The following is a 12,749-nucleotide window of genomic DNA, read 5'->3' on the forward strand; positions in this document are numbered from 1 at the left end:
TCGCCGGTGCCCTGGATTTCGATGAAGCCGCCATCTGAACTCATGACGACATTCATGTCGCCTTCGCCGCCGGAATCTTCCGGGTAGTCGAGGTCGAGGACGGGGTGGTCCTTGTAGAGGCCGACAGAAATGGCAGCGGCCTGTTTCTGGATCGGGTCCTTATCGATCACGCCTTCCTCGCGCAGATATTTGAGCGCAAGCGCCATGGCGACGAAGCCGCCCGTGATCGAGGCGGTGCGGGTGCCGCCATCGGCCTGGATGACGTCGCAGTCGATGGTGAGCTGGTTTTCGCCGAGGGCGGTGAGGTCCACCACCGAGCGCAGGGAACGGCCGATGAGGCGCTGGATTTCCTGCGTGCGGCCGGACTGCTTGCCGCGCGCCGCTTCACGGCTGCCGCGGGTGTGCGTGGCGCGCGGCAGCATGCCATATTCGCCGGTGACCCAGCCCTTGCCCTGACCGCGCAGCCATGGCGGCACGCTGTCGGACCAGGACGCGGTGCAAAGGACATGGGTGTGGCCGAACTTCGCCATGCACGAGCCTTCTGCATAGCGGGTCACATTGGTTTCAAGCACGATATCGCGCAGCTGGTCAGCGGCGCGGCCGGACGGGCGCACAAGGTCGGTCATCTATAAATCTCCATCTTTCACCGGGGGGTGAAGCGATTCCAGATTGGCTTGTCCACCCCTGTTGATGGCTTCAGCAGTTTCCTGCTGCGAGGCACGGGTGATGGGATAGCGCCAGATGAGAAACGCGGCGAGGAGGTAGGAGACGACCGGGACGGAGACGAAGACGACCATGAGGCCGGTCACCGTGCCGGATGAATTGGCGCCCGACGGATTGAAGCCGACAAGGACGCCGAGCAGGATATAGGGGATGCCAATGGCAAAGCTCGCGCCTGTCTTGTAGGCGCCGGACATCAGCGAATAGAAAAGCCCCGACCGGTTGGCACCGCCGCGCACCTCTTCGGCCTCCACAAGGTCGGCCATCATCGAGCGCACGAGGATAAAAGGCGTGCCATAGCCCAGACCGGAGATGATCGTGGCGATGAACAGCAGCAGCGCCCCGCCGCCGAACATCGCAAGCGGGAAGTAAGCGATATAGGTCAGCGCCGACCAGAGGCAGACATAGCGCATCGCGATATACTTCTCGGTGCGCTTGGAGAGCCAGACCCAGACCGGCATGGCGACAAAGCCTGCGATGAAGTGCGCCATCAGGATAAGCGGGGCGAGATTGATCACGCCGAAGCCCCACTGGGCGGCAAAGAGGAATGTCCCGGCGGTGCCCGCAATGGCAATCCCGATGAAGATTTCAGTGGCCAGAAGCCGCCAGAGGGTCTGCTGGCGCAAGGCCTCCAGTATGGCGCTGGGTGCAAAGCTCGCCTTTGGCTGGGCGGGGTCGGGCTGTGGGTCGGGGACCAGCCAGCAGGCCGCGCCAACCGTCAGCGGCAGGGCGAGGATAAGGATCCACCCCATGATGGATATCTGGTGGCTGCGGTCCACATCGCCGGTCTGCGCCAGCAGGGTCGGCAGGCCGAGCATGATCAGCATGGTCGAGATGGTGAACAGTTCCCGCCACATGAAGAGGCGCGAGCGCTCATCATAGGTCCGCGCGATGGACGGCGCCCAGGCCTGGTGGGGCGTGGTGATCATCGTCGTGCCGATATAGAAGATGAAGAGGATGATGCCGAGGAAGAGCGGCGAGACCGGCGGGCCGATCGGGTTGTAGAGCAGGTAGACCGCAGGCAGCAGGATGGGCACGGCCATGATTAGCCAGTGCCGGATCTTGCCGAACCGTGAGGGCCGCGTATCGACCAGCCAGCCCATGACAGGGTCGGAGAAAAGATCCCAGAAACGCAGGATCATGAAAACCACGCCGACAAGGGCGGTTCCGAGCCCCATCTGCTCTGCATAGAAAGGCGCGATGAAGACGGCCATGGGCAGGCCGACCGCGCCGAACGGGATGCCGACCGAGCCGTAAGCAATCACTTGTGGGGTCGACAGTTTCGCTGGCACACTAGACATATGCGTGACACAAACCCATTTGCGCGCCGTGTCCAAGGGAAAAACGACGGATTAAACTCGCGATTGTAAACGCTGGAAACTCGCGCCCATGACGGAGACATTCAAACCTGCCGGTCTGCTGCAGAGCCTCGACGAGCGCTCCCGCTCCATCTTCCGGGAAGTGGTGGAAACCTATCTCCAGACCGGTGAGCCTGTGGGCTCGCGCACCCTGTCAAAGAGCGGGATCGGCCTGTCGCCGGCGTCCATCCGGAATGTCATGTCAGACCTCACAGAGCTTGGCCTGCTGGACAGTCCCCATATCTCTGCCGGGCGTATGCCGACCCATGTCGGGCTTCGCCTGTTCGTCGATGGTTTCCTTGAAATTGGTGAACCGATTGAGGGCGATCGCGGCGCGATTGAAGAACGCCTGCGCGCCAGCGGCCGGGACTTGCAGGGCGTCCTGAAGGAAGCCTCCTCGCTCCTTTCCGGTCTTGCGGGCGGGGCAGGGCTTGTCTCCTCGCCCACAAGAGAGCGGCCGGTCCGTCATGTCGAATTCGTCCCGCTGGCGACGGGAGAGGCGCTCTGCATCCTGGTCGATGAGCTGGGCGAGGTCGAAAACCGCCTCGTCCCCATCCCGAAGGGCCTGCCGGTCACAACACTGATCGAGGCGGGCAACTATCTCGCCGCGCGCCTGAAGGGGCGGACCCTGCGCGAGGCGTCCGCCGCCATCCGCGAGGAGATCAAGGAGCGGCGCGCCGAGCTCGATACGGCCGCGACGTCCCTCGTTGAGAAAGGGCTGGCCGAATGGGCGGGTGAGGTACCCGGCGAGGAGCGCGCGCTGATCGTGCATGGGCGCGCCAACCTCCTCTCCGACTCGCGTGCGGCTGAGGATATGGAGCAGGTGCGCCAGCTCTTCGATATTCTGGACCGCCAGCAGGGCCTTCTGGATGTGCTGGATTCCACGCGGGAGGCGGAGGGCGTGCGCCTTTTCATCGGGGCTGAAAACAGGCTTTTTCCGTTATCGGGTTCAAGCCTGATTGTGGCCCCCTATATGAACGCCTCAAGACAGGTTATTGGCGCCCTCGGCGTGATCGGGCCAACACGGCTGAATTATGCGCGTGTTATCCCCATGGTCGACTATACAGCCCGTATGGTCAGCCAGATCCTCGGCGAGCGCCAGAAGTGAAGAGCAAACGGAAGCGAATATGAGCGAAGATCAGAAGCGTCCCCCAGAAGCGGTCGATACGGAACATCTCGATGCCGGCTCTGCAGAGTCCGAAGCGCTGGAAGAAGCCGCAGTCGCCGAGAATAACGAGCCGGATGAGGCAACGCGTATTGCGGAGCTGGAAGGCGAGGTCAAAGCGCTGAAGGATCAGGTCCTGCGCGCCCATGCCGAGATGGAAAACGTCCGCAAACGCTCCCAGAAGGAAATCGCTGATGCGCGTACCTATGCGGTGGAGAAGTTCGCAGGCGACCTTCTCAGCGTCTCGGACAATCTCGCCCGCGCGCTGGCGGCGCTGCCCGATGAAGAGCGCGAAATCCTGACCGAGGCAGGCCAGAACCTGCTGGGCGGGATCGAGATGACGCAGAAGGAGCTGCACGCCAAGCTCGCCAAGCATGGCGTCACCGCCATCGATGCAGAGCCGGGCGCTGCCTTTGACCCGAACAAGCATGAAGCGGTCAGCCAGATCCCGTCAGACCACCCCTCCGGCACCATCGCCCAGACCTTCCAGTCCGGCTGGAAGATCGGCGAGCGCACCCTGCGCGCAGCCATGGTGGCGGTGAGCGCGGGTCAGGCAAACTAGGCTCTAGTCGTCGGAGGCACCAGCGTTAGCGGGCCCGATCTGCCAGGCCTTCACAGTGCCGGGCAGCGGGTTCAGCGTCACCACCGTGTCGCCAAACACATGAATACCCGCCTGCAGGATGCCGTTCTCTTCGGTATCCAGCAGGGTTTCGTGTGTGCCGTCCCCGGAAATCGCGACAATCCGGCCCGGCGCGGCGGTGGCGAGATAGCCTGCCTCTAGCGGCGCGACAGCGTTTACGCCGGTCAGTCCGCTCATCGTTTCGCTCACCCTTTTGGCCTCATCTACCCGGTAGACAGAGCCCGATGCCCCGGCGGGGACGAGCAGGCCATCCTGATCGGCGAGAAGCGACCGCGCGCCTGTGAGCCGTTCGTCCTGCACCCATTCAGCCACATCGGCGCCCGCGATCTGGTAGAGCGTGCCGTCGCTGCCATCCACGGCATAGAGGCTCGCATTCAGCGCTGTGATGTCGCTCAGCCGGTCGGCACCCGGGACCGCGATGGAGCGCATAAGGATGCCATTATCCGGGTCGACCATGTGGATCGTATCGCCATCGGCGACATAGATAACGCCTCTGTCGAGGACCATGCCGCCCGGCGCGGTCATGCCGACAGCGAACCGTTCGGACAGCATTTCTCCGCCCGCCGACACTTTCGATATCCAGCCATCGGCATCGATCTCGTCGCGCCCGCCGCCGGAATTGGCAATGAGATAGCTGCCATCGGGCAGGTGCAGGACGCCCTGCGGGTCATCGAAGCCATCAAGCTGCCAGAGCTCGGTCAGCGTGAAGTCTGGGCCTTCAATGACGGTGCGGGGCAGGGCTTCACGTGTGCCATGAGGCGGATCGCCATAGACTTCGCTGGCGGCGGGCGCTTCATCTGACGCGGGCGCGCTGCTCTCGGGACCCGTCCCGACCGATTCTTCTGTGTCTGCCGGTTGGCATGCAGCCATCAGCGTCAGCCCGGCGAGGCCGGCCATTAGCTGTCGCATCGAAGCGTCCTTGCCCATTGGTGTTCTGTCCCTTCCATGACGTGTCCTGCACGCAATGGAAGGGACAGACAGACGATATGGTTCCGCGCGGTGCCCTATCGGGTCCTCGGACGAGGAGGAAGGGCGCCGCCTTCTCCTAGTCGATCTGATCCAGCCTGTCGGCCTGCTGGCGCTCCAGCATCCAGCCTGGATATTCAGCCTTGAGGGCAGAGACCTCGTTCAGCCGGGCAAGCTCGTCTTCTGAAAGCTCGATATCGACCGCGCCGAGATTGTCCTTCAGTTGCGAGACCTTGCTCGCGCCGACGATCACGCTGGTCACATGCGGCTGGTGCAGCAGCCAGCCAAGGGCGACCTGTGGCACGCTCACCGATTTCGCGTCCGCAATTTCCCGCATGACATCGACGATGTCGAAGCCCTTCTCCTTGTCCACGGGCGGGAAGTCGAAAACGGTGCGGCGCGCATCATTCGGCCCGTCGCTGTCGCGTGTGAACTTGCCTGACAGGAAGCCGCCGGCGAGCGGGCTCCAGGGAAGGATGGCAAGGTCCTGATCCTTTGCGAGCGGCACGACCTCGCGTTCGAGGTCACGCCCCGCAAGGGAATAGTACATCTGCGCACTCTCAAACCGGTGCAGACCCTTTTCGCGGGCATAGGCCAGTGCCTTCATGATCAGCCAGGCCGGCATGTTGCAGAGGCCGACATAGCGCACCTTGTTGTGGCGCACGAGCAGGTCGAGGGCTTCGACCGTTTCCTCGATCGGTGTCAGCGGATCGGTGCCGTGGACCTGATAGAGGTCGATATAGTCGAGCTGCAGCCGCTCCAGGCTCTTCTCGACGCTGTCCATGATGTGTTTGCGCGAGAGGCCGCTGATATTGCGTGCCTCGGTCTCGCGGCGTTCGGCCTCTGCCTTTTCGGCGGCGGAGGCATCCTCTCCCACAAGGGTGGAGACACGGCCGAAAACCTTTGTCGCCACCACGATCTCATCGCGTGGAAGGCCCGTGTTGCGGATCGCCTGACCGAGCAGCTTTTCCGACTGGCCGGCCGAATAGACATTGGCCGTGTCGAAGAAGTTGATGCCGGCATCGAAGGCCGTGCGGACCATCTCGTCGGCTTCGTCCTGCTGCTGCTTGCCGATATATTTCCAGATACCGCCATTGCCGCCAAAGGTCATGGTGCCGAGACAGAGTTTCGAGACGATGAGGCCGGTGCGGCCGAGCGTGGTATATTTCATTGGATATTCTCCTGGTCCTGCTCCCTGCGGATGTGGGATGCAGAAACAGGAAGACCAGAGACGCAGGCCAGCTCTACCATACCGGTTGGCTCTGCGGCCCATTTGTGGGGCGTGTTTTACCCGCTTTCGCCCACGCCCGCTCATGCAGCGAATAGGCAAATGTCTGCACGAACGGTTCAATCAGACCGATGCCGAGCGCCACGGCGAGATTGCCCGTCAGCGCATAGGCAACACTGACGGCGACCGTCAGGTGCATGAGACTGTAGGTCATCGTCTTGATGAGGGGGCGGGGCAGGCGCTTGAGCGGTTTGAGCATGGCGAATGAGGTAAGTTGCCCATGCCTCCCTTCAAATGAATAGTTACCCGCAAATGCATAGAATTTATCTATGGCATGGGGTGACAGCTTCACTCAAATGTGATCCGCCCTCTTGAGCCTGCGAAAGGCCTTCCCATATCGCAGCGGTAGGACGCGTTCGCTATTGTGGCGGGCGCAAATCTCAACCCGTAGAGCCGCTGTTTCGGGGCGCTGCCTCGACAGGCCAAGAAAACGAGACGGCGGCGGCTGAAAGAAGAGAGAGTATAAAATGGGAAAGATTATCGGTATCGACCTCGGCACCACCAATAGCTGTGTTGCCGTCATGGATGGCAAGGAAGCCAAGGTCATCGAAAACGCAGAAGGCGCCCGCACGACCCCGTCCGTGGTTGCCTTCACCGAAGGCGGCGAACGCCTCATCGGTATGCCGGCGCGCCGTCAGGCCGTCACCAACCCGGATTTCACCTTCTATGCGATCAAGCGCCTGATCGGCCGTCAGTTCGACGACCCGACTGCGCAGAAGGACAAGGAAATCTCGCCCTTCGAGATCGTCAAAGGCAAGAATGGCGATGCCTGGGTCAAAGGCCGCGACAAGGAATACGCGCCGCAGGAAATCTCCGCCTTCATCCTGACCAAGATGAAGGAAACGGCTGAGAACTATCTCGGTGAAACGGTCGAGCAGGCCGTCATCACGGTTCCGGCCTACTTCAACGACGCCCAGCGTCAGGCCACCAAGGATGCCGGCAAGATCGCTGGCCTTGAAGTCCTGCGCATCATCAACGAGCCGACGGCTGCTGCGCTGGCCTATGGTCTCGACAAGGATGCCAACAAGACGATTGCCGTCTATGACCTTGGCGGTGGTACGTTCGACGTCTCGCTGCTCGAGATCGGTGACGGTGTCTTCGAAGTGCTGTCGACCAATGGCGACACCTTCCTCGGCGGTGAGGACTTTGACCTGCGGATCGTTGATCACCTCGTCTCCGAGTTCAAGAAGGACCAGGGCATCGACCTTTCCAAGGACAAGCTGGCCCTCCAGCGCCTGAAGGAAGAAGCCGAGAAGGCCAAGAAGGAGCTTTCGGCTGCCACGCAGTACGAAGTGAACCTGCCTTTCATCACGGCTGACCAGTCGGGCCCGAAACACCTCAACATCAAGCTGACCCGCGCCAAGTTCGAGAGCCTTGTCGAAGACCTCGTCAAGCGCACCATCGAGCCGTGCAAGAAGGCGCTGGCCGATGCCGGCAAGTCCACCTCCGAGATCGATGATGTCGTTCTCGTCGGCGGTATGACCCGCATGCCGGCCGTGCAGGCTGCCGTGAAGGACTTCTTCGGCAAGGAGCCGCACAAGGGTGTGAACCCGGATGAAGTCGTTGCCATCGGCGCAGCGATCCAGGGCGGCGTGCTGCAGGGCGACGTGAAGGATGTTGTCCTTCTCGACGTGACCCCGCTGTCGCTCGGTATCGAAACGCTGGGCGGTGTCTTCACCCGTCTCATCGACCGCAACACCACGATCCCGACCAAGAAGTCGCAGACCTTCTCGACCGCTGAGGACAATCAGCCGGCCGTGACCATCCGCGTCTTCCAGGGCGAGCGTGAAATGGCCGCCGACAACAAGATCCTCGGCCAGTTCAATCTCGAAGGCATTCCGGCTGCCCCGCGCGGCGTGCCGCAGATCGAGGTGACGTTCGACATCGACGCCAACGGCATCGTGAACGTCTCGGCCAAGGACAAGGCGACCAACAAGGAGCAGAAGATCACCATTCAGGCGAATGGCGGTCTGTCCGAGGACGAGATCAACACGATGATGAAGGACGCCGAGTCCAATGCGGAGGCCGACAAGAAGCGCCGCGAACTCGTCGAAGCCAAGAACGGCGCCGAAGCCCTCGTGCACCAGACCGAGAAGCAGCTCTCCGAGCATGGCGACAAGGTCGGGACCGAGGTGAAGGCCGAAATCGAGAAAGCGTCCGAAGAGCTGAAGAAAGCTGCCGAAGGCGACAATCTCGAAGACATCCAGGCCAAGCACCAGGCCCTGATGACAGCCGCCATGAAGCTGGGCGAGGCAATCTATGCCAGCCAGCAGGAAGAGGCTGCCGAGACCGATGCAAAGGCTGACGCACAGTCCAGCGACGATGATGTCGTCGATGCAGACTTTGAAGAGGTGGACGACGACCGCAAGTCGGCCTAGACCCACCCTCATCTGACACTGAAGCGCCCCGCAACACCCTTGCGGGGCGTTTTGCTATGAAGAGACAGGCGCGGGCATTGCCCCGGCTGAAAAGAGGAAGCACAGATGGAAGAGCTTCAGGATCTTGGTATTGTCCAATCCCTCCAAGGGTTCTGGACACAAGTGGAAAGCGTTCTCAGCACCGGCTTTCTCGGACAGCCGGTCGGGCGGGGCGTGCTGGCGATTGTTATCCTTCTGGTCGCCTTTTTCGCGCGCGGCCTGATCGCGAAATTCATCGTGGCCACCCTTGGAAGGCTGGCGGGCGAGACCGAGACTGAGTTCGATGACCGCCTGGTTGAGGCGCTGAAGGCCCCCATTTCGCTGCTGCCGGTCGCGGCCGGTATCTATTTCGCGGCCCAGGCCATGGGCGCTGAGGGCGACGTCGATACATTCTTCATCTCGCTGACCCAGTCGGTCATCATCTTTGCGATCTTCTGGGCGCTCTACCGCGTCGTGAAACCCCTGCTTCAGCTGGCTGGACGGGTCCAGCAGGTGTTGGGCGACACGTTTATCGGCTGGGTGACGCGTATCCTGCAGGGCGTCATCGTCTTTGTCGGCGGCGCGGCGATCCTGAATGTCTGGGGCATTCCGGTGATCCCGTTCCTCGCCTCGCTGTCCCTGCTGTCGGTCGCTGTGGCGCTGGGCGCCCAGGACCTTTTCAAGAACCTCATCGCGGGGATGACGATCATTGCCGAACAGCGCCTTGCCAAGGGCGACTGGGTATTTGTGGACGGCGTGGTCGAAGGCACGGTGGAAGATGTCGGCTTCCGCTCCACCACGGTGCGCCGGTTCGACAAGGCGCCGGTCTATGTGCCGAATGCCAAGCTTGCCGACAATCCGCTGGTCAATTTCTCACGCATGACGCATCGCCGGATCTACTGGAAGATCGGGCTGGAATACCGCACCGACAGTGAGACGCTGAACAAGATCCGCGGCGCGATTGCAGACTATATCGAGAAGACGGACGACTTCGCCCCTGCCTCTGACGTGTCGACCTTTGTCCATGTCGATGAGTTCGGCGACTCAGCCGTCAATCTCATGGTCTACTGCTTCACCAAGACGACGACCTGGGGCGAATGGCTCGCCATCAAGGAGCAGCTGGCCTTCTTTATCAAGAAGACGGTCGAGGAACATGAGGCAGGCTTCGCTTTCCCCAGCCGCTCGCTCTATTTCGAGAAGCTGCCCGACGGCTTCGCGCCGGAGACATTCAGCCCGCCCGGTGAGGGGGATGAGGACGAGGATGCGAGCGACGAGGCCAGCGTGCCGTCAAAGAACCGCAGCCGCAGCGTGAAGGGCTCTGCAAAAGGCCGTGGCAAGTCGACAAAGGGCCCACAACCGAGCGGGCGCGCAGTTGACGCCGACGGCGGCGATGGCGGGGAAGGCGAGTGAGCAAGCCGTCGCTGGACGCCGATTGCAGCCAGTGCGCCGCCCTCTGCTGCGTGCTGCTGCCCTTCGACAAGTCGGCATCCTTCGGCTTCGACAAGGCCGGCGGTGAGCCCTGCCAAAACCTCAATGCCTGCCATGGCTGCCGCATTCACGACCGGCTGGAGGAGAAGGGGTTCTCCGGTTGCGTGGCCTTCGATTGCCATGGCGCGGGTCAGCGCGTGGTGCAGGAGGTGTTTGAGGGGGCCGACTGGCGCGAAGACCTCTCGCTTCTTTCCCGCCTTGGCCCTGCCTTTCACCGCATGCGGCGCATTCATGAGCTTCTGCTCCTGTTGCGCGAAGCCGGTAAGCTCCCGCTGGATGAGGCGCAGCGGGGAGAGCTTGACCGGCTGACGAGCGCGCTCAACCCGCCGGATGGCTGGAGCGAGACCGCCCTTGCTGACTTCGCGTTGAGCGCAGCCGAGGCGGATGTGAGACAGTTTCTTGCCAGCTTGCGCAGCGTGGTCGAGGCCTGAGGCTTTTCAGCCCGGTGCACCCTGTCGCACCTGCGGAACGCGGTCCGGCGCTCATGAATTGACTCTGTTGATCATTCGACAGGAGCTTTCCATGCCAGACGCCTATACCAATCTCGACCAGATCTTCCTCGCCGGAAAATGGCGCGAGGGCACCGGAAAGACGCTCAAGAACACCAATCCCTATAATGGCGAGACGGTCTTCGAGATGAAGGCCGCGACGGCCAGCGATGTCGATGAGGCTTGCAAGGCAGCCAAGAAAGCGCAGGCCGACTGGGCCGCGCTCGCCCCGTCTGCCCGCGCGGCCAAGATGTCGGCGATGGCTGACTGTCTGGAAGCGCGCCGCGAGGAAGTGATGGGATGGATTACCCGCGAGATCGGCGGCACGCAGGTCAAGGCCGCGCTGGAAGTGCAGCTGGTGCTGGGCGTCCTGCGCGAGGCGGCCGTTCTGCCGTTCATGGTGGAGGGGCGTATCCTGCCGGAAGACATGCCGGGCAAGGAATCGCGCTCCTACCGCCAGCCCGTCGGTGTCGTCGCTCTTATCAGTCCCTGGAATTTCCCGCTTCAGCTGACTGCGCGCACGCTGGCGCCCGCGCTGGCTGTCGGCAATGGCGTCGTGCTGAAGCCTGCGAGCGACTCCATCGTTACGGGCGGGACGATCTTTGCCAAGCTGGTGGAGGAGGCCGGTCTGCCGCAAGGCCTCGTGAGTGTCCTGCCGGGCGGTGGCTCCGACATTGGCACAGCCCTCATCGAGCACGAAATCCCGCGTCTCGTTTCTTTCACCGGCTCCACGCCAGTCGGGCGGGGTATTGCGGAGACGGTCTCCAAATCCCCGATCCTGAAACAGCTGGAGCTTGAGCTTGGTGGCAATGGACCCATTGTTGTCCTGGATGACGCCGATATCGATAATGCCGTCGATGCGGCCCTCTGGGGCAAGTTCATGCATGCCGGACAGATCTGCATGGCGATCAACCGCATCATCGTCGATGACAGCGTCTTTGACGCCTTTGTCGACAAGTTCGTGGAGCGGGCAAGGGAACTGAAGGTCGGCGATCCATCGAAGCCCGACACATTTGTCGGTCCGCTGGTCAATGAAGACCAGGCCGACGGCGTCATGGAGCTTATCCAGAAAGCAAAGGATGAAGGTGCCGACTGCCGTCTTGGCGGCGACCGGGATGGCCTCGTCATCCCGCCGCACGTCTTCGTCGATGTTGCCGAGGATTCCTGTCTCTGCACCAATGAGATTTTCGGCCCGGTCGCCCCGATCATCCGGGCGAAGGGTGAAGAAGACGCCCTGCGCCTTGCCAACAAGACCGAGTACGGCCTCTCAAGTGCCGTCTTCACGCGCGACATTGAGCGCGGCGTTGCCTTCGCCAAAAAGGTTGAGGCCGGCATGACCCATGTGAACGACCAGCCGGTCAACGATTCCCCCTTCAGCCCGTTTGGCGGTGAGAAGAATTCCGGCATTGGCCGGTTCAATGGCCGCTGGGCGGTCGACGCCTTCACCACCGATCACTGGATCAGCATCCAGCGTGAGTCGCGCCAGTACCCTTTCTCCCTCGATGATCTCGGCTAGGGCAGGGCAGCGGCAGCCCCAAAAGAAAAACCCCGGCGCATAGGCCGGGGTTTTTTGACTGTTCGGTCTGAAAGGACGGATCAGGCGGCGATCGCGTCTTCTTTCTTCTTCGGGTCGCGCAGGACATAGCCGCGCCCCCAGACCGTTTCGATATAGTGCTCACCGCCCGGATTGTCGGCCGTGGCCGTCGCCTTGGCGAGCTTCTTGCGGAGCTTGCAGATGAAGACGTCGATGATCTTCAGTTCCGGCTCGTCCATGCCGCCATAAAGGTGGTTGAGGAACATTTCCTTGGTGAGCGTCACGCCCTTGCGAAGCGAGAGCAGCTCGAACATCTGGTATTCCTTGCCGGTCAGGTGCACGCGGTCGCCTTCGACCTCAACCGTCTTGGAGTCGAGATTGACGACGATCTCGCCGGTGCGGATGACGCTTTCGGCGTGGCCCTTGGAGCGGCGCACGATCGCGGTGATACGGGCGATCAGCTCATCCCTGTTGAACGGCTTGGTCAGATAGTCGTCGGCGCCATAGCCGAGTGTCTTGACCTTGGCTTCGATGTCGGGATTGCCCGACAGGATCAGGACCGGCGTATTGATACGGGCCATGCGAAGCTGTTTCAGGACGTCATAGCCAGAGATGTCCGGCAGATCGAGGTCGAGAACGATGATGTCGTATTCATACACCTTGCCGAGGTCTACGCCCTCTTCACCGAGGTCGGTGGTGTAGATGT

12 protein-coding genes are annotated in these 12,749 nt (G+C 62.0%); 6 read left to right on the top strand and 6 right to left on the bottom strand.

The annotated features are described in order from the left end of the window. Together rph and ABNU55_RS15195 are read right to left on the bottom strand one after the other, a co-directional pair. A partial coding sequence (gene rph / locus ABNU55_RS15190; protein ID WP_348764546.1) for a ribonuclease PH occupies positions 1 to 626 on the bottom strand: 626 nt, incomplete at its 3' end. Continuing rightward, on the bottom strand, positions 627 to 2,021 hold the full coding sequence (locus ABNU55_RS15195) for an MFS transporter (protein ID WP_290750757.1): 1,395 nt from the start codon (positions 2,019 to 2,021) through the stop codon (positions 627 to 629). It lies immediately after the preceding gene. 88 nt (positions 2,022 to 2,109) lie between these two features. Between ABNU55_RS15195 and hrcA the strand changes: the two genes are divergently transcribed. Further along, entirely contained in the window at positions 2,110 to 3,186 is a 1,077-nt protein-coding gene (gene hrcA / locus ABNU55_RS15200) for a heat-inducible transcriptional repressor HrcA (protein WP_290750759.1), read from the top strand. Between the two features lie 19 nt (positions 3,187 to 3,205). Further along, complete coding sequence (locus ABNU55_RS15205; protein ID WP_290750762.1) at positions 3,206 to 3,805, top strand: nucleotide exchange factor GrpE; 600 nt, start codon at positions 3,206 to 3,208, stop codon at positions 3,803 to 3,805. A gap of 3 nt (positions 3,806 to 3,808) precedes the next feature. Here ABNU55_RS15205 and ABNU55_RS15210 read toward each other — a convergent pair whose 3' ends face one another. The 3 genes from ABNU55_RS15210 to ABNU55_RS15220 all read right to left on the bottom strand — a co-directional run bounded on the left by ABNU55_RS15210 (position 3,809) and on the right by ABNU55_RS15220 (position 6,336). Beyond that, positions 3,809 to 4,792, bottom strand: coding sequence for a hypothetical protein (locus ABNU55_RS15210; protein WP_290750765.1), 984 nt, complete (start codon positions 4,790 to 4,792; stop codon positions 3,809 to 3,811). Between the two features lie 136 nt (positions 4,793 to 4,928). Further along, positions 4,929 to 6,020 (bottom strand): aldo/keto reductase, encoded by a 1,092-nt coding sequence (locus ABNU55_RS15215; protein ID WP_290750767.1) that lies wholly within the window; start codon positions 6,018 to 6,020, stop codon positions 4,929 to 4,931. A gap of 73 nt (positions 6,021 to 6,093) precedes the next feature. Beyond that, positions 6,094 to 6,336, bottom strand: a complete 243-nt coding sequence (locus ABNU55_RS15220; protein ID WP_348764547.1) for a DUF2061 domain-containing protein — start codon at positions 6,334 to 6,336, stop codon at positions 6,094 to 6,096. Between the two features lie 268 nt (positions 6,337 to 6,604). Here ABNU55_RS15220 and dnaK point away from each other — a divergent pair, with 268 nt between their 5' ends. From dnaK to ABNU55_RS15240, 4 genes are all read left to right on the top strand, one after another. Beyond that, positions 6,605 to 8,515, top strand: a complete 1,911-nt coding sequence (gene dnaK, locus ABNU55_RS15225; protein ID WP_290750772.1) for a molecular chaperone DnaK — start codon at positions 6,605 to 6,607, stop codon at positions 8,513 to 8,515. A gap of 105 nt (positions 8,516 to 8,620) precedes the next feature. Then, the gene (locus ABNU55_RS15230) at positions 8,621 to 9,943 is read left to right on the top strand and encodes a mechanosensitive ion channel family protein (protein ID WP_290750775.1); all 1,323 of its coding nucleotides are present in this window, start codon (positions 8,621 to 8,623) and stop codon (positions 9,941 to 9,943) included. Then, positions 9,940 to 10,452 carry a hypothetical protein gene (locus ABNU55_RS15235; RefSeq protein ID WP_290750778.1) on the top strand — a complete coding sequence of 171 codons (513 nt, stop codon included), beginning with the start codon at positions 9,940 to 9,942 and terminating at the stop codon, positions 10,450 to 10,452. The genes ABNU55_RS15230 and ABNU55_RS15235 overlap by 4 nt, the downstream gene beginning before the upstream one ends. A 91-nt stretch (positions 10,453 to 10,543) precedes the next feature. Continuing rightward, entirely contained in the window at positions 10,544 to 12,025 is a 1,482-nt protein-coding gene (locus ABNU55_RS15240; RefSeq protein WP_290750780.1) for an aldehyde dehydrogenase family protein, read from the top strand. Between the two features lie 80 nt (positions 12,026 to 12,105). On the opposite strand, the gene ABNU55_RS15245 is transcribed toward ABNU55_RS15240, so the two are convergent. Beyond that, positions 12,106 to 12,749: response regulator transcription factor (locus ABNU55_RS15245; protein WP_348764548.1), on the bottom strand; the 644-nt coding region annotated here is incomplete at its 5' end.

The sequence above is a fragment of the uncultured Henriciella sp. genome, assembly GCF_964005855.1.
Taxonomy (GTDB): Bacteria; Pseudomonadota; Alphaproteobacteria; order Caulobacterales; family Hyphomonadaceae; genus Henriciella.